We start from the raw sequence: 17,416 nt of genomic DNA on the forward strand, positions 1-17,416 counted from the left end.
ATCTGGTTTCAACCCTGTTCTGCCGATCTTACCCCCAGGGTAAGACTGCGAAAGTAGGTGTTCTCCTTCTCGGATCTCGACCGTCTCTCTCGCTTGCGTTTTCGGCGTTTCAGTCGGGTTCGGTGAACGAAACTGACCCGCACTCATTCTGACCGACGTCGCGTTCGTTCGTTGATGATACGGATGCGATATTTCCAGTGTGTATCCCTATCGTTACTGGCGTTCACTGTGGTACTCGAGCGAAACGTCCCGTCCACGACACGGTGTCGCCGTTCGTATAGCAGTGGTGTGGACACATCGGTTGAATACTGGTTGGGTCAACCAGAGCGGTCGTACATGCTGGTGCTGTGTCGCTCTCGAAGCTGGCCTTCGGAACCGCCGCCAGTTTGAACTGATTTTGTGAGCGGATTCCGACCGATCAATTGTAAGATTGTTGATGGCTGATTCGGTAAGATGTGGGAGTAACCATGGAGTCGTAATCGGCGTAGAAGTCAATTTATTGACGGTATTTGGCGACACCTTCTAACCGGCATTACTACACTAAGGCTGATACAGAGGTTCAAACTGCTGCTATAGGGGGCAAATTGAGGAGTCTTTAGACCATCTTATCCAACTAAGGCCGACTGAAGCACCAACAACTAAGTACTACCCGTTCGTCGCCATCGACGAGACAGACATGCCGGAACCAAAGCTGAACGTCGGCGTCCCCGAACATCAGCTCGCGATCTACGACGACGAAGCCGAGGAAATGGGCTTCTCCTCCAGGGCCGAATACATCCGCTCGATGATCAATGCTGGACGGCGGGAATTCGGCCTCAACCCCCAGGGTGAGACCCCGGAAGACGCCTCTCTACGAGGGTCGCTCGACGAACGCATTCTCGCAATTCTCGAGGAGGCCGAGGGGTTGGCCCAAGACGAGGTCGTCGACGCAGTCACCGCTGACGTTGAAGATCAGGTCACCGAGGTACTCAACGACCTGAACGACGAGGGGCGCATCGACTACGACGTCCGTCGGAGTGGCTTCGTCGTTGCGGAGGGGCAGTAACCGATGGACGCTACCGAACCCATCGGTGATCTCGACGCCAATGCCGAAGACCCGATCGCGACGTTCCTCGAGGAAATCAGCCTCTACGGCCGGTCACAGAAGACGATTGCGGACTACGAGACGACGCTGAGACAATTCGAGCGGTTCCTCCGGGGTGACGGCGGGCCAACCGACCTCGACGACGTCGCGCGACGTGACTGCCTCTCGTGGATTCAGCACCTCCGTGACGAGGGGTATGCCCCTGGTTCGATCCGGACGAAAGCCGTCCACCTCAACCGATTCTACAGTCATATGGCCCAGGTCGGCGCGTTCGACGCGAATCCGATGGTCGTCGTGATGGAACAGTTGAGCGAGCGTGGGGACGCCTCACCGACGCGACGAGACGTCTCCATCGAGCAGATGGGGGCGTTCGTCGCGGAGATCGACCACCCGCTCCGGCAGGCAATCGTGACGATGCTGTCGAAGACCGGGATCCGGGCTGGTGAGCTGTGTAATCTCGATCTGCGGGACGTGAACCTCGAGCACGAGGCGATCATCGACTATCGCGACACGCCGCCACGGGCTGCCGTTCGCGATCACCCCGATTCGTTCTTCGTGGCCAGCGACATCGCCGTCGGGAGCGTCGTCAACGGCGAACAGCGAGCGGAAGGGAATAAACGCCATCGCGATACACGGATTCCGATCGACGAAGAACTACAGGAAGCGCTCGTCCGATGGTTGGCGATTCGCCCGGATCCCGCCTCTGACGCCGACCCGTTGTTCGTGAGTACGAGTCGGAAGTGTGGACAGCGATTGACCGTCGATATGGTGCATTCACACGTTCGAGAAGCCGCTGAGCAGCGTGGATGGTACGCAGAGGGTGCTGGCCCAGAGGAGAACGTGACACCCCACTACTTCCGGCACTTTTTCACCACGCGGCTAAGGGGGCGCGTCGATGACGCGTATCTCGTGCAGTACATCCGCGGCGACGTCGGTGACGTGATGGATCGATACACGCACGATTGGGAGGAACTCGTCGAAAAACCGTACCGTAGTCACATTTTTCGATTCAGTGAGTGACTGCTACCCTACTCATAAACCCCATATCGCTATACAAAATCCCTGGCTGTTTTCTAACAGGGATTCTCCGTATGGATCGCTGCAAATCGCAAGACGGGGCGACGCTGAGGGCTAACGTCGCCACTGTGCCTCGAGATCGGAGTCCGAAGCAACGTGATTCCACGACGGAATTGGGCCTCAGTCGGCTATGATGGACGCTACATTACAGCTGGAGCCTCGAACTGATCGAGTTCGGAACGGGAAGTGAACTGAAACGCAGAACCTGAAAAACAGACGGACGACCGGAAGCGACTACTCGTCCTCGAGCGCCTGCCAGGACAGCCGCGGATTCCGCGCGGCGCTCGTCTGATCGATGCGACCGACTGCGGTTCGGTTCGGCGCGGTCTCGAGCGTCTCGTCGTCCGATGCCTGAGCGTGACCGAACGCTTCGGCGAGTCGATCGAGCGTCTCTTTGCTCTCGACTTCCGTCGGCTCGGTCATCAGCGCCTCCGGCACGATCTCTGGCCACTTCGTCGTCGGCGGGTGAACGCCGAAGTCGAGCATCCGTTTGGCGACGTCGGCTGCGTCCTGGTTACCGGCGCTGGCGACGAACTCGTGGTGGAACGGGCCGTACGGCACCTCGTAGTCGATCTGACTCGCGAGGTAGTTCGCGTTGAGGACGGCCTTCGCACCGGCGTCGGTGAGCCCCTCGTCACCGAGGCGAGCGATGTAGGCGAATGCCTTGACCAGGACGAGCCAGTTCCCCTGGAAGCCGTGGACGTGACCGATCGAGTGATCGGGATCGAATAGTTCGTATCCCTCATCGGAGTGGCGAACGCGGGGTTTCGGGAGGAACGGTGCGAGTTCGTCGACGACACCCACCGGACCGGCACCGGGGCCGCCGCCACCGTGGGGCGTCGCGAACGTCTTGTGCACGTTGTAGTGCATGACGTCGAAGCCCATGTCGCCCGGACGGGCTCGTCCGAGCAAGGCGTTGAGGTTCGCCCCATCGTAGTAGAGCAATCCGCCGGCGTCGTGAACCATCGCGGCAATCTCCTGAATGTCGCCCTCGAACAGCCCCAGGGTATTCGGGTTCGTCAGCATGAGGGCAGCCGTGTTCTCCGAGAGTGCGGCCTCGAGCGCCTCGAGGTCGACCCGGCCGTCCTCGTCGCTCGGGATGGTGACGACATCGTACCCGCCGAGGGCCGCCGTCGCGAAGTTCGTCCCGTGGGCGCTCTCGGGGATGATAACTTCGTCCCGGTGGCCCTCGCCGTTGTGTTCGTGGTAGGCGGTCGCCACGCGGATGCCGACGAACTCGCCGGCCGCACCCGCGGGTGGCTGGAGCGTGACGGCGTCCATCCCGCCGATTCGACCGAGGTAATCCTGCAGACGGTACAGGATTTCGAGGGTTCCCTGGATCGTCTCCGGCGAGCGGTCGGGGTGAACGGCACCGGACTCGAGGGCAGCCACGTCCTCGGTGAATTTGGGGTTGTACTTCATCGTACAGGAACCCAGGGGGTAGGGGCCGTTGTCGATCCCGTACACCATCTGTGAGAGTCGCGTGTAGTGGCGCGCGAGTTCTGGCTCCGAAAGCGACGGCAACTCGAGGCTGTCCCGCGTCAGGTCGTCGGGCAGCGGGGAGTCGTCGTCGATCGCGACCCGAGTGGTGTTTTTCTCCGAGAGCAGCGGTTCGTACTGGCCGTCGGTAACGTAGCGAGCCTGGTCGAAGTAGGTCTCGCCGTTTTCGCCTGCCGCCTCGGGGGCGTGCTCGGTCATCGAGCCACCTCCGTCACCGCCGCGACGAACCCATCGATATCCTCGTCGCTCACGCCAGCAATACAGCACTGAATCTCGTGGTCGCCGACGACGTGAACCGCGTACCCGTGCTCCTCGAGATCGCCCGCGACCGCTTTGGCGGGGCGATCGACCCGGGCGACGAACTCCCGGAAGTGTCGACGGTCGTGAACCGGGGCCTCGACGCCGTCGATGTCATCGAGTTGTTCGGCCACCGCCTCCGCTTTACGTACCCCGCGAGTGGCGAGGTCGGCGAGCCCCGATGGCCCGAGGTACGCTGCGTGCATCGCCGTTCGGAGGGCAACCCACGCCTGGTTGGTACAGATGTTGCTCGTGGCGCGTTCACGTCGGATGTGTTGTTCGCGCGTCTGGAGAGTCAGCGTGAACACGCGACGATCGGACTGATCCTCGCTGACGCCGACGAGTCGACCCGGTACCTGTCGGAGATAGCGCTCACGGGTTGCGAAGAGACCGAGCCCCATGCCGTAACTGGTCGGGAGACCTAGGACGCTGGCATCCCCGATCACGACGTCGGCACCGACGTCGGCCGGCCGCTGGAGCAATGACAGCGCGATCGGATCCGAACCGATGACGTACAGGGCATCGACCTCGTTCACGCTCGAGCCGATATCGGCCAGGTTCTCCTCGATAGTTCCCCGGACGGTCGGGTTCTCGACGTAGCACATGACCACGTCCTCGTCGAGTGCCGTCTCGAGGGAATCGACGTCGACGTTCCCATCGGTCGTCGGGTACGTCTCGACCTCGAGGTCGGTTCCGGCGACGTAGTTCTCGAGGGTGCTCCGGCGACCCTCGAGCAAAATGTCGGGAACCAGGACGCGGTGGCCGGACGTGGCGCGAACGCGGTCGGCGAGCGTCGCTGCCTCGCCGAGGGCGGTCGCCGCGTCGTACATCGAGCAGTTGGCGATCTCGAGCCCGGTCAACTCGACGAGGAGGGACTGGTATTCGAACAGCGCCTGCAAGAACCCCTGGGAGATTTCGGGCTGGTACTGAGTGTAGGAGGTGAGAAACTCCGAGCGATCCGCGAGGTGGTCGACCACCGAGGGGACGTAGTAGCCGTAGTGGCCCCGTCCCAGCAGTTCGATCAGATCGTCGTTTTGCTCGAGCGTATCCCCAACCAGTGCTCGCGCCTCGCGCTCGCTGTGCGGTTCGATCCCGAACTCGTCGTCAAACCATACCTCGGGCGGGATGTCGAAGAGGTCGTCGATGGAGTCGACACCGATCGCCTCGAGCATCGCCGCCGTGTCGTCGTCCGTGTGGGGAGCGTACGGACTCCCCGTGGTACGTGTTCCGTTCATGGCAACTTCGAGTCTCGGGTGGCTGAAAAGGCATCCGTTTCCACCGGCGGTCGGTCGCGGGCTTCGTTCCGAGACACGTTAGGCGAGAGTTAGGGGCACGGGGTTATGAACGCACCTCTTTTTCCTCCGGCGTGGGAGCAATCGCTGTCTCGCCGTGGACGCGTCCACTGCGTGCGTGGTCACTCGAGTGGTCGATGCTGCAAAACGGAATCCGTATTCGAGAACCGCCCTACTCGACGAACCGGTACTTGCGCTCGCCCATTCGGCCCCAGCCGTCGAAGACGAACTCCTGCTCGGGGGTCGTCAGCGGCTCGATGTCGACGTCCATGTCGTGATTGTGGGCGTCGTGAATCTCCTCGTAGTCCGCCCAGCTAATGTCGTAGCGGGCCTCGAGCTGTTCGTCGACGTTCAGCGCAGCGATCTCCTCGCGCCAGTTCTCCCGGACGACTTCGGTGTGGATCTCGGCCTGTGCGCCGCTCCCGTAGGAAGCCACGAGCAGTTGGTCGCCGGTGACGTCGCGGTCGGTCTCGTAGGCGTGTTTGAGCGCGCTCGCGCGGGCAACGTGCACCGAGCCGGTGTACCAGTTGCCGACGTTCCTGGAAATGGTCAGCGTCGGGTCGATGGTCTCGGCGTACCACTCCTGGTAGCGGTCGGTGCGTTTGAGGCTGTCCATGTACTCGCGGATGGCTTCGCGGAAGGCCTCGTCGTCGTCGAAGGCCTCCTCACGGGGCTGGCGGCCGATCTCCTCGGCGAGTTCCTCCTCGATCTCGGTGTCGCGGGTGACGTGTCGGTACGCGAGCAGCGCGGCCTTGCGAACCATGCCTGGGAACGGCGTGTGGAAGGGGGCGTAGGCGAAATCGTCGACGGTGAGATCGCCGGCCTCGCGCTGGTAGTCGACTAGCGCCTCGCGCATGCGCGCGAGATACACCTGTACGGAGCGCTTGCCGTCGACGCTGGGGAACTGCTGGTTAGGTTTGAGGAAGTCGGTCTCGTCGGCCGAGCCGTACCCCTGTTCAGTCGAGAGTTCGACCAGGTCGGGATCCTCGCTGATGAGCATCGCCACGGCACCGGCACCCTGGGTCGCCTCGCCGGCGTCCCCGCGAGCGTACAGCGCGGTGTCGGTGGCGATCACGATCGCTGAGCGCCCCCGGTTGCGGCCGGCCTGGATCCAGTTGAAGGCGTCGTCCAGACTCTGCGTGCCGGCGATGCAGGCGAACTTGCGCTCGCCTTTGTTCGCGTGGTGGAAGTCGCCCTCGAACACCTGCTCGAGGCAGCCTGCGACGTACGTCGAAACCGGTTTCGAGTTGTCGAAGGCGCTCTCGGTGGCGACGTCGATGCGGCCGATATCGTCGGGCTCGAGGCCTTTGCGATCCATGAGGCGGTAGGCGGCGTTGGCGCCCATGGTGACGATGTCCTCGTAGCTGTCGGGGAACGAGGAGGCGTTGAGGCCGAGGCCTTTGGTGTACTTTTCGGGGTCTTCGCCCTTCTGGGGGGCGAACGTGCCGGGCAAGTCGAGTTTGAGGTTGCCCGTCCAAATTTCGACGGCGTCGATACCGACGGATGTCATACTGTAAGGGTACAAGTCAGGCTACAAGATATTGTCGTTCGTGGTTTCGACGATTGACGTTCACGTTAAGGAACTAGGAACGTTATTTCGACCATTGATTACACTCTGTAGCGAGTTTCGAACCAAAAGGAGGTGGTCGGACAATGATCAATCCTCTTCCGATATTAACCGTTGGGTGTAAACGGATAATTCGTCATGATTATGGCTGGCTTCGTAAAGCACGTAGATTGTCTCTCCGTCAGATTCTACGTCGATAGTGGTTGTCGTTGTTTCACGACCTTCAGTGTCGAATGTCAGCGAGTCGATCTCGCTTTCTTCACTATTGAATATAACAACATTAATTTCGCCACTTGATTGGTGTATGCTCGCATCTATGTCTAACTCCAATGTGTACGTACCTTGATTCACATCGTCAGTTGCAGTGCCGATTTTGAAGGGGTTATTTTCGGACGTGAACGTTGCAGGGCTATTGTCTGCGGTTTGTATATTCACGAAGCTTTCCAGTGTGCCTGCTGGATCATCATCGAATGGTGGAATGTCCGAATCTCCGCCTTCGCCGTCTCTGTACCTGTTGGGGACAAATTCAGTTTGAGGGACAACCGAAACGGTGACCGTTTCATCATCTACCTCGGGTGATTCTGACGAAATAGTGATCGTCACTTCATCCTCTGAGTCTGTTTCTGCAGCCTCGTAAACGGTTTGCACTATCCCGTTCTCACTACTCGTATCCGTTTCAGAACTCAAGGTACCGTCACCATTTGTTGTGAACGTCACCGTCTCACCCTCGTAGTTATCTCCGAATTGATCGACGATTTCTGCTGTAATGGTCGTCGTTTGGCCTGGGGATATCGGGTCATCACTAGCACCGGCGTTTTCGATCGCTGTTGCTGTCGGTTCGTCAGTAACTGTCACTGTTGCTGCATCGCTATCTAAAGCGTTTGATCGACCTTCCTCATATAGAATCGCGGTCAGCGTTTCACCAGAATTGAACTCATCATGGTCAAGGTCAACCGTATACAATCCGTCTTCTTCGACAGTTTTCGAGCCGATTTCGTATCCACTCGAGTTTTCGATTACGATCGTCGCATCACCGTTCTCAGTATTGGAGAACCAGACGTCTTCGACCTCAACAGCACCCTCTGGCGGGATTGTCTGGTCGTTGAAGGTTAGTGCGCCATCCGGCTCTCTGCTGATCGTTAGCACAATTGTGTCGCCATCGCTCCCGCTCGAGGTGTACACTTTGACGCTATCACCGTCTTCCGCGTCGTCGTCGACGGTAAACGTAGTGGTATTCGTGCCGGCAGAATCAGTCCATCCCGTATTCGGGGAAACGGTTCCAACGCTGGTGTCGTTGACGGAGAACTCGACCCTGGCACCATCTGCAACGTCGTCAGTTTCCATCGTCAGGTCGATTTCGTTTCCGGTCACGACACAGGTGTTTGCGCTACACTCCTCGTCGTCCACACCCGATTGACCCGATGGATCCTGCCAATCGACCCAATACGCTGGCGTCGCGCCGTCGCCCTCTCCACCACTTCCACTGCCAGCCCTCACCTCGAATTCGATATCGACATCCGAGCCATCGATCGATAATTCCACGGTATCGCCTGTCTCGAGTTCGCCGATACGCACCTGTCCGTTACTCCCGGTTGACGTCGATCTGAGGTCGCCATCCCCTTCATTCGTAATTTCGACGTTCCGAACGGGGTTGTTGAACGTATCCCGGACTTCGACGATTGTTGTTGGTGCGAACTCGTCGACGACGGTCATGTAGGACACGCGATCGACGGCGTCCGCTCGAGTCGCATCACCGATTCCGACTTCGGCCATCCGGAGCGAATACGATTGATTCACCAACTGAAACCGGATTGCTGGCTGCTCGGACGTCCCGGCTTCCTCGATACTATCCTCGAGTACCGCATCTGACTCTCGAAGACTAGCGTTCCAGGCTTCGAAATTCGACGTCGGCAGCGTCATCGTAATTGGGTTGTCGTCCTCGACTTGAGCGACGCTCACCGTATTCGATGACGTACTGAACGCCCGCGTTTGCACTGAAACGGTCGAGCTGCTCGAGGTCGACAGATTCCCCGTCATCGTCACGATCGTGATCTCGTCGCCATCGATCACGATCTGATTGTCAATCGGGATGGTCGCATTGTTCGGATGGTGGTTGTACAGCAATCCGTGCTCGAAAACGGTCGTCGGAGCATTTCGATACTCGTTGTACCCTGGCGTGTACGTGAGTCCGTAGGTTTCACGCGCCCAGTTCTCGATCGGTACCTCGTCGCCATCAATCGAGGTCGCGTTCTCGATGACGATTTCACCGAGGGGTTCAGAGGCCAGGGTTCCCGATGACGGTGGGGGGTTGACCGTCATCGTTCGGGATGGATAGTTCGTGCCGAGGCTGACCGAATCGGCTCCACCACTCCCACCACCGGGAACGGAGACGATCGTATTTCGAAGCTCCTGAAGCTGACTCTGGGTCTGCTGGTTGTGCTCGTACTCAACCGCCTGATTCTCGTCGGGGACGACGTTCACCTGATACAACGCGAGCGCCGTCACGACGATTCCGAGGAGGAGCACGGCTCCGATTACTGCGGAGACAGCGCGCTCGTCACCCCGGTCTATCATACGGAGTGATAGTCCTGATAACGTAAACGCTTATTGGCTCGAGGCCCCGCTCGAGCCGTCCAAAAGAGCCTCCTCTGGTTACTCGTCTTCCTCGACGACTTCCGGATCGCTCATCGCGCTCTGGAGGCTGTCGAGGCCGTTGATCCACTCCGTGACGAGGCCGTACTCGAGTTCCTCGGCGATCGTCATATCCAGCGTTTCGCCGTCGAAAATCAGCGTCCCCGCCTGGGCCGCATAGCCGAGCGCGGCGTCCAGATCTTCCTCGGCCTCGGCGTCGGCCGCGGCACCGATGTAATCCATAACGCTCGCTTCCTCGGCCGGGCCGCTCGCGACATACTCCTCGGCGGCGATGAACACACAGACCAGACTCGTCTGGACGCCGTCGACGAGCATGCGCGTCTCCTCGTCGTCGATGTCGACCTCCGAGAGGACGATCTCGCGCACGTCGGCGATCTCCTCGAGGGCCTGTTCCTGCTCGAGTTCGCCGTCTTCGTAGGCGGCGACGATTTTGGCCACGGCGATCGCGGTATCGTCCTGCAGGTTCAACAGTAAGCGCGCGGACGATTCGTCCTCCGGATCGATCTCTTCGTCGTCCAGGCGGTCGATCCAGTTCTGCCAGCGTTCTGCGGAATAGAACTCTGCCGGGGGATTGCTCATACTCTCACCTACACCGGCCGCTTGAAATGCCTTTCTCTACACCTCGCCCGTGAAGTCGCCACCCTATATTCGGCCCTAAAAACGGAACAGGACGGTCACGCATCGCGCTCGAGCGTCGCCTCCGTGTCGATCCCGTACACCACCTCGGGCGTTTCGACGTGAGCCGTTCGAACGGCCCCCTCGTACCCCTGCTCGAGCAGCCAGGCGACCCGTCGCGGGACGGTTTTCGGGCCGAGGACGGCACCCGGTCGGTCGGGATCGTCGACGAAATCGGTCTCCATCAAGAACGGCTCGCCACGCTCGGCGGCGACCTCGAGGCGGTCTTTCTCGCTCATGACGCTCGGGGTGATCCCCTCGAGACGGCCACCGGCGTAGTGTTTGACGACCCTGTGGGCGGGGAGCCCAGCGTCTTCGGCCCACTCGGCGACCTCGGTGAAGTCCGAACTGGCTTCGGCGTGGAGCTGGACGGCACACTCCAGGTCGGCCCCCAGTTCGAACGCGTGTCGCATGACGGCGTTCGAGGCGTCCCAGACGTCGTCGCTGACGTCGTAGTGGGGCCGACCGGATTTCAGGCCGAGCGCCTCGCCGTCGCGGACGTACTCGGCGGCGACCTCGAGGCCACTCTGCATAATCTCGGCAGCCTCCTGGGGCGACAGGCCGCGTTCGTCGACCAGTCGCGAGACCATTCCGGGGTGGACGCCGAGTACCGGCCAGGCGCGACCATAGAGGCGGTCGCTCGCCTCGGAAACGATCTCGATGGTTCGCTCGAAGACTGAACGAAAGTCCTCGCCGGCGTCGGCCTCGACGCCCAGGTGCCACGACGGTTTGTTGATCACGATCAGGTGCGTTCCGCCCATCCGGGCGAAATCGTCGACGGCTTCGAGCCCTCGCCCATGATCCGGATCGAGGTGGAGGTGGTTGTCGAGTACTGGCGTCTCAGCATCGATCATGGTCGGAGGGTTGGGAGCCAGGTCGGAAAAGCCATCGACTTGTGATCGCGTCCAATGCGGTGAACCGCGACCTACCCCTCGGCGGTATCACGAGACGTCGACTCCCCCTCGAGCGTGATCGCCATGTCGGCGGCGTTCTGGAGGGCGTCGGAACGTCCGTGCGCGCCGGGGGCGATGGCGACCGTCCGGATCCCTTCGACACCGGCGTACTCGAGAACGGGCTTGAAATCGGTGTCCCGGGAGGCGATGACGAGTTCGTCGATCCGTCCGTCGGCAACACACGCGGTGGCATCGACGGCGAGTTTGACGTCGACGTCCCCGCTCGTGATCACAACTTCGAACCCGCGGGCTTCGGCTGCCTGGATGAGTCCTGGCGTGGCGTGTTCGTCCAGATACAGCCGGATGACGCCGACCCGGCCGCGCTCGAGCACCGCTTCCCGGAGGTCGTCGAGATCGACGTCGAACTCGTTGCGAAAGACGTTCGGCCCGTCGACGAACAGGCCAATGCTGTCCGTCGACGGCGTTTCCCGCAGCCGATTTCGGACGGATTCAAACATAGGGGTGGATAGTTAGCCCGCTGCAATAGGTGTACCGAACCGCGGAATCGACGAAAAAGCGGCCTCGACGGTTCGGTTCCCACTGACTGAACACGGGTTCGCTCGAGATGGAGTATTACGATATGATGATAATTCAACGTACACTTTCATATCTTGTTGTCTATCGACTAATAAATTGTGCAGAGTTTAGTAATGGTTTAATATGTGTTTGTGGATGAGTTACACGAACCATGTCAGACAATGACAACTACGGGTTCGATCGACGATCGGTGCTGAAAGGAGCAAGCGCACTTGGTGCATTTTTCGGACTTGGTGGCGTTGTGACGGCCACACCCGGACGGAATCCGGGTCCAAAAGAGGACGAAATCGTCGTTGGTCTCGGCGTCAGCGTAGCCGATGCGGAGGCAACGCTCACACCGGCACTTCCGGAACAAGCCGAGATCGTCCACCGCAACGAGACACTCGGCTACGTCGCCGTCAAACTTCCAGAACAGGCGTCGGCGCAAGCTAGAGAGAACGTCAAGAACCGCGTCGAGGCCGTCCAGGGTGTGGAGTACGCCGAGGACAACGCCACTTACGAGGCACTGCTCGTTCCCAACGACCCGATGTACGGTCAGCAGTACGCTCCCCAGCAAGTCGGCTGTGAGGAGGCCTGGGACACGACGCTCGGCGATCCTGGTGTCACGATCTCGATCATCGACCAGGGGATCCAGTACGACCATCCGAACCTCGCGGAGAACATGGACGGGAGCGTCTCCAACTACGGCTACGACTTCGTCGACAACAACGGCGACCCCTATCCCGTCACCCAGAGCGAAAACCACGGGACGCACGTCGGTGGGATCGCCGCCGCCGGCACGAACAACGGTGAGGGCCACGCCGGCATCTCGAACTGTTCGATGCTCTCCGCACGCGCACTCAACTCACAGGGAGGTGGGTCGCTGACGGACATCGCCGACGCGATCCAGTGGTCGGGTGACCAGGGTGCGGACATCATCAACATGTCCCTGGGTGGCGGCGGCTTCAACAATACGATGAACAACGCCTGTGAGTACGCCTACAGTCAGGGATCGCTCCTCATCGCGGCCGCCGGGAACGACAGCGGCAGCGTCAACTACCCTGCGGCGTACGATTCGGTGATGGCCGTCTCCGCCATCGACGAGAACGAGAACCTCGCGAACTTCTCGAGTCGCGGCCCCGAGATCGAGCTCGCCGCCCCCGGCGTCGACGTCCTCTCGACGGTCAACTGGGACGACTATCAGGCGCTGTCGGGGACGTCGATGGCATCCCCGGTCGCCGCGGGGGTCGCCGCGCTCGCGAAATCGGCCCACCCGTCGATGAGCAACGACCAGTTGCGGTCACACCTCCAGGAGACCGCGGTCGACATCGGTCTCCCCGGTGACCATCAGGGTGCCGGCCGCGTCGACGCGGCAAACGCCGTCAGCGATGGGGGCGGCGATCCACCGGAGTCCCCAACAGCCGTTATCGACGTCAGCGATACGAACCCGGACGTCGGCGACGCCGTCGAACTCGACGGCACGGGCTCGAGTTCGCCCAACGGTTCGATCACCGAGTACTACTGGAACGCCGAACCGGGCGGATCCGCGACCGGGTCGACGGTCACGCTCCAGCGGGACGAGGAAGTCGACGTAACGGTTTCCCTGACGATCACCGACGAGGACGGACAGACCGATACCGATTCGGTGACGGTGAGCTTCGGTGGCGACGGCGGAGGCCAGTGTGGTGCTGAGGTCAACACCGCCAGCGCCGAGGGCTACTTGAGCGGCGGCTGGTATGGCAACCCGAGCGATACGTACTCGTACGCCCTCCAGACGTCCGATCCGTGTCACGGGACGGTCACGCTTGACGGCCCATCGGACGCCACGTTCGACCTGTATCTCACCCTCGACGGCCGGACGCCGACGACGACCGACTACGACGAACGGTCGTACAACTGGGGTGCTGATGAGGAGATCAGCGTCGACCTCGACGGCGACGAGAGCTTCGGCATCCTCGTCGATCGGTGGGACGGTGAGGGTAGCTACACCCTGACCGTCGAGGAACTCGGCAAATAACCGCTCACGTTCGATTTTCTTTAGCGCTGATTCGAGCCGTTGTCGTCACTTCTCGGTGATTACCGAGTCGAACTGTCGATCACCGATAACTCCGTACAACAGCCGCTTGAATCGCCCGTCCACTCGAGGACGTTGGACGTACGTCCTCTCGTGTAGGTCGTCGAATTCCTTCTCGCCCCGACCGCTCGAGTGGCGTCATCTCAGGATTTCCGTTGTTGTGATGATGTAGTGCACCTAATTTCCTCTGTGGAATCGATCACGATAGTGGATCGGGAGTTCAGTTAACTACGACACAGATAGTATTAAAAAACGTACACGTGATTGTTCGTCGCTGGTCTGTAAACGACCCGTCCACCAGTTAGCATTTACACCCTGGTTATGGCTGTTCTTACCGACATTCATCGTTATCATTGATCTTCTGACAATAAATTCCATAGTATTTCATAAGGATTTAATTATAGTTGTGAGTATGCGTGACTACGTCATGTCAGAGGATGACATTCCAGGCTTTGATCGACGTACCGTACTGAAATCCGCTGGTGCACTCGGTGCCTTCTTCGGTATCAGTGGACTCACCGTTGCAACCCCTGGCCGTAGGCCAGGGCCAAAAGAAGACGAAATCGTCGTCGGGATGGGGGCGAACGTCTCCGACGCCGAAGCGACACTCGCTTCGGAACTTCCCGAACAGGCCGAGATCGTCCACCGCAACGAGACACTCGGCTACGTCGCCGTCAAACTTCCAGAGCAGGCGTCGGCGCAGGCCAGAGAGAACGTCAAGAACCGCGTCGAGGCCGTCCGGGGTGTGGAGTACGCCGAGGACAACGCCACCTACGAGGCGCTTTACACGCCGAACGACCCGATGTACGGCCAGCAGTACGCCCCACAGCAGGTCAATTGTGAAGGTGCGTGGGACACGACGCTCGGCGATCCTGGTGTCACGATCTCGATCATCGACCAGGGGATCCAGTACGACCATCCGAACCTCGCGGAGAACATGGACGGGAGCGTCTCCAACTACGGCTACGACTTCGTCGACAACAACGACGATCCGTACCCAGTTTCGCAGGGTGAGAACCACGGGACGCACGTCGGTGGGATCGCCGCCGGCGGCACGGACAACGGTGAGGGCCACGCCGGCATCTCGAACTGTTCGATGCTCTCGGCTCGAGCCCTCGGCGACGGTGGCGGCGGGTCGCTGACGGACATCGCCGACGCGATCCAGTGGTCGGGTGACCAGGGTGCGGACGTCATCAACATGTCTCTGGGTGGTGGTGGCTTCTCCGATACGATGAACAACGCCTGTGAGTACGCCTACAATCAGGGATCGCTCCTCATCGCCGCCGCCGGGAACGACTACGGTGGCAGCGTCTCGTACCCCGCAGCGTACGATTCGGTGATGGCCGTCTCCGCATTGGACGAAAACGAAACTCTCACATCGTACTCGAACAAGGGCAGCCAGATCGAACTCGCTGCGCCGGGAAGCAACGTCCTCTCGACGGTCAACTGGGACGACTACGACGAGCTCTCCGGCACGTCGATGGCATCCCCGGTCGCTGCCGGGGTGGCCGCGCTCGCGAAATCGGCCCATTCGGGCCTCTCGAACGACCAGCTTCGTTCTCATCTTCAGAACACGGCCGTCGACATTGGCCTTCCCGCGGATGAACAGGGACACGGTCGCGTAGATGCGAATCTCGCAGTCAATACTGATCCAGGTGACGACGGCGGCGACGACCCGGACGATCCCGACGATCCCGACGACCCAGGCGAATGTGGTGACGAGGTCAACACCGCAAGCGCCGAGGGGCACCTGAGCGGCGGCTGGTACGGGAACCCGAGCGACACCTACTCCTACGACCTCCAGACGGACGATCCGTGCCACGCGACGATCACCCTCGATGGGCCGTCGAACGCGACGTTCGACCTGTATCTCACCCTGGACGGTCGAACGCCGACGACGACCGACTACGACGAACGGTCGTACAACTGGGGTGCCGACGAGGAGATCAGCGTCGACCTCGACGGCGACGAGAGCTTCGGCATCCTCGTCGACCGCTACGACGGCGAGGGAAGTTACACCCTGACCGTCGAGGAACTCGGCAAATAACCACTCGTCCACCACCCCCGTTCGCCTGTCTCGAGTACCGCTACTCGAAACGGGTAGGCAACGTATCAGACATCCGCTACCGATTCCCATTTTTGACGTCGTTTGTGGACGGCTCGTTCGAAGTCGACGAAAACCTATTACTACCCCGGCCGTGTTGGCTCGAGTATGTCGCTTCAGATGCCGCCACTGCGTCGGGTTCACGACGATCGCGGGGCGAAGGTCACCGAGTTTGGCGGCTGGGAGATGCCGGTCGAATTCGACTCGATCCGCGAGGAACACCAGGCCGTCCGTGAGAACGTCGGCAAGTTCGACGTCTCACACATGGGTGAAATCGAGGTGGCAGGCCCGGACGCGACGCAATTGATGCAGCGACTCACCTCGAACGACGTCACCGCTCTCGACGTCCGCGATTCCCAGTACGCGGTCATCCCCGACACCGACGGCGTGATCATCGACGACACCGTGCTCTACCGACTGCCCGACGCCGACGGCCACCGTCGCTATCTGTTCATCCCGAACGCGGGCAACGACGAGGCGATGGCAGAGCGATGGCGCACCCACCGAGACGAGTTGGGGCTCGAGGCAACCGTCGATAACCAGACCCAGGAGTACGCGATGTTCGCCATCCAGGGGCCGAACGCCCGTTCGCTCGCGGCCGACGTCGTCGACGAGCCGAAGGCGGTCGGCGACCTGGGTCGGTTCGAGGCGACCGACGCGTCGATCGACGGTATCGAGTGCTGGATCGCTCGAACCGGCTACACGGGCGAGGACGGTCTCGAGGTGCTCGCTCCCTGGGACGAAGCCGAACCCATCTGGGCGGCGTTCGACTGCCAGCCCTGTGGGCTCGGAGCCAGGGACACCCTTCGCCTCGAGGCCGGCTTCGTCCTGGCCGGACAGGATTTCGACCACGAGTCGAACCCGCGGACACCCTACGAGTGCGGGATCGGGTTTACCGTCAAACTGGACACCGAGTTCGTCGGCCGGGATGCGCTCGAGCAGGTAAAGGAGGAAGGCATCGAGGAGAAACTCGTCGGCTTCCGACTCGTCGACCGCGGCATCGCTCGCCACGGGTACGACATCCTGAACGGTGACGGCGACCCGATCGGCACGGTGACGAGCGGGACGATGAGTCCGACGCTCGAGGCGGCAATCGGGATGGGATACGTCCCGGTCGAGTACGCCGACGAGGGAACGGTCGTCCGCATCGACGTTCGTGGACGGAACAAAAAGGCAAAGATTGAAACGACTCCCTTCATCGACACAGTATAATGAGCTTCGACACACCAGACGATCGACGGTACCTCGAATCGCACGAGTGGGCACTCGAAACGGACGACGGCGTCAAAGTCGGCATCTCCGACTTCGCACAGGACGAACTCGGCGACGTCGTCTTCGTCGAACTTCCCGACGAAGGCGACTCGATGACCCAGGAGGAGGCCTTCGGCGTGATCGAGTCGATCAAAGCGGTCTCCGACCTCTATGCACCGATTAGCGGCACGGTGACGGCCGTCAACGAAGACCTGTTCGACGCCCCCGAACTCGTCAACGAGGATCCCTTCGGCGACGGGTGGATGCTCGAGATCGATCCCGACGACGAGAGCGAACTCGAGGCGTTGCTCTCGGCCGAGGCGTACAGCGATCAGGTCGCCTGATCCAACCGCTCCGATCGCGACCCGTAGCGT

13 protein-coding genes are annotated in these 17,416 nt (G+C 60.8%); 6 read left to right on the forward strand and 7 right to left on the reverse strand.

Going from position 1 to position 17,416, the window contains the following annotated elements:
• The first annotated feature begins 676 nt into the window (after positions 1-676).
• Together NGM68_RS14035 and NGM68_RS14040 are read left to right on the forward strand one after the other, a co-directional pair.
• A complete protein-coding gene (locus tag NGM68_RS14035) occupies positions 677-1,045 on the forward strand; it encodes a DUF5805 domain-containing protein (RefSeq protein WP_252698861.1) in 369 nt (122 codons plus the stop codon).
• Positions 1,046-1,048: 3 nt separating this feature from the next.
• Positions 1,049-2,104 carry a tyrosine-type recombinase/integrase gene (locus NGM68_RS14040; protein ID WP_252698862.1) on the forward strand — a complete coding sequence of 352 codons (1,056 nt, stop codon included), beginning with the start codon at positions 1,049-1,051 and terminating at the stop codon, positions 2,102-2,104.
• Between the two features lie 291 nt (positions 2,105-2,395).
• Here the strand turns inward: NGM68_RS14040 and gcvPB are convergent, their stop codons facing one another.
• The 7 genes from gcvPB to NGM68_RS14075 all read right to left on the reverse strand — a co-directional run bounded on the left by gcvPB (position 2,396) and on the right by NGM68_RS14075 (position 11,555).
• A complete protein-coding gene (gene gcvPB, locus NGM68_RS14045) occupies positions 2,396-3,859 on the reverse strand; it encodes an aminomethyl-transferring glycine dehydrogenase subunit GcvPB (RefSeq protein WP_252698863.1) in 1,464 nt (487 codons plus the stop codon).
• Positions 3,856-5,193, reverse strand: coding sequence for an aminomethyl-transferring glycine dehydrogenase subunit GcvPA (gene gcvPA, locus NGM68_RS14050; RefSeq protein WP_252698864.1), 1,338 nt, complete (start codon positions 5,191-5,193; stop codon positions 3,856-3,858). The genes gcvPB and gcvPA overlap by 4 nt, the downstream gene beginning before the upstream one ends.
• A 229-nt stretch (positions 5,194-5,422) precedes the next feature.
• Positions 5,423-6,760, reverse strand: a complete 1,338-nt coding sequence (hmgB, locus tag NGM68_RS14055) for a hydroxymethylglutaryl-CoA synthase (RefSeq protein WP_252698865.1) — start codon at positions 6,758-6,760, stop codon at positions 5,423-5,425.
• Between the two features lie 147 nt (positions 6,761-6,907).
• Complete coding sequence (locus NGM68_RS14060) at positions 6,908-9,391, reverse strand: Ig-like domain-containing protein (protein WP_252698866.1); 2,484 nt, start codon at positions 9,389-9,391, stop codon at positions 6,908-6,910.
• A 78-nt stretch (positions 9,392-9,469) separates the two neighbouring features.
• Positions 9,470-10,048 carry a DUF2150 family protein gene (locus NGM68_RS14065; RefSeq protein WP_252698867.1) on the reverse strand — a complete coding sequence of 193 codons (579 nt, stop codon included), beginning with the start codon at positions 10,046-10,048 and terminating at the stop codon, positions 9,470-9,472.
• A gap of 95 nt (positions 10,049-10,143) precedes the next feature.
• Positions 10,144-10,998: a TatD family hydrolase gene (locus NGM68_RS14070; RefSeq protein ID WP_252698868.1), complete on the reverse strand. Its 855-nt coding sequence runs from the start codon at positions 10,996-10,998 to the stop codon at positions 10,144-10,146.
• A 71-nt stretch (positions 10,999-11,069) separates the two neighbouring features.
• Positions 11,070-11,555, reverse strand: a complete 486-nt coding sequence (locus NGM68_RS14075; protein ID WP_252698869.1) for an NYN domain-containing protein — start codon at positions 11,553-11,555, stop codon at positions 11,070-11,072.
• 230 nt (positions 11,556-11,785) lie between these two features.
• Between NGM68_RS14075 and NGM68_RS14080 the strand changes: the two genes are divergently transcribed.
• From NGM68_RS14080 to gcvH, 4 genes are all read left to right on the forward strand, one after another.
• Positions 11,786-13,630: a S8 family serine peptidase gene (locus NGM68_RS14080; RefSeq protein WP_252698870.1), complete on the forward strand. Its 1,845-nt coding sequence runs from the start codon at positions 11,786-11,788 to the stop codon at positions 13,628-13,630.
• A 484-nt stretch (positions 13,631-14,114) separates the two neighbouring features.
• Positions 14,115-15,734 carry a S8 family peptidase gene (locus NGM68_RS14085; RefSeq protein ID WP_252698871.1) on the forward strand — a complete coding sequence of 540 codons (1,620 nt, stop codon included), beginning with the start codon at positions 14,115-14,117 and terminating at the stop codon, positions 15,732-15,734.
• A gap of 165 nt (positions 15,735-15,899) precedes the next feature.
• Entirely contained in the window at positions 15,900-17,003 is a 1,104-nt protein-coding gene (gene gcvT / locus NGM68_RS14090; protein WP_252698872.1) for a glycine cleavage system aminomethyltransferase GcvT, read from the forward strand.
• The gene (gcvH, locus tag NGM68_RS14095) at positions 17,003-17,386 is read left to right on the forward strand and encodes a glycine cleavage system protein GcvH (protein ID WP_252698873.1); all 384 of its coding nucleotides are present in this window, start codon (positions 17,003-17,005) and stop codon (positions 17,384-17,386) included. The genes gcvT and gcvH overlap by 1 nt, the downstream gene beginning before the upstream one ends.
• The last annotated feature ends 30 nt before the right edge of the window (positions 17,387-17,416 follow it).

Origin of the sequence: Natronosalvus vescus, from assembly GCF_023973145.1 — an archaeon.
GTDB classification, from domain to species: domain Archaea; phylum Halobacteriota; class Halobacteria; order Halobacteriales; family Natrialbaceae; genus Natronosalvus; species Natronosalvus vescus.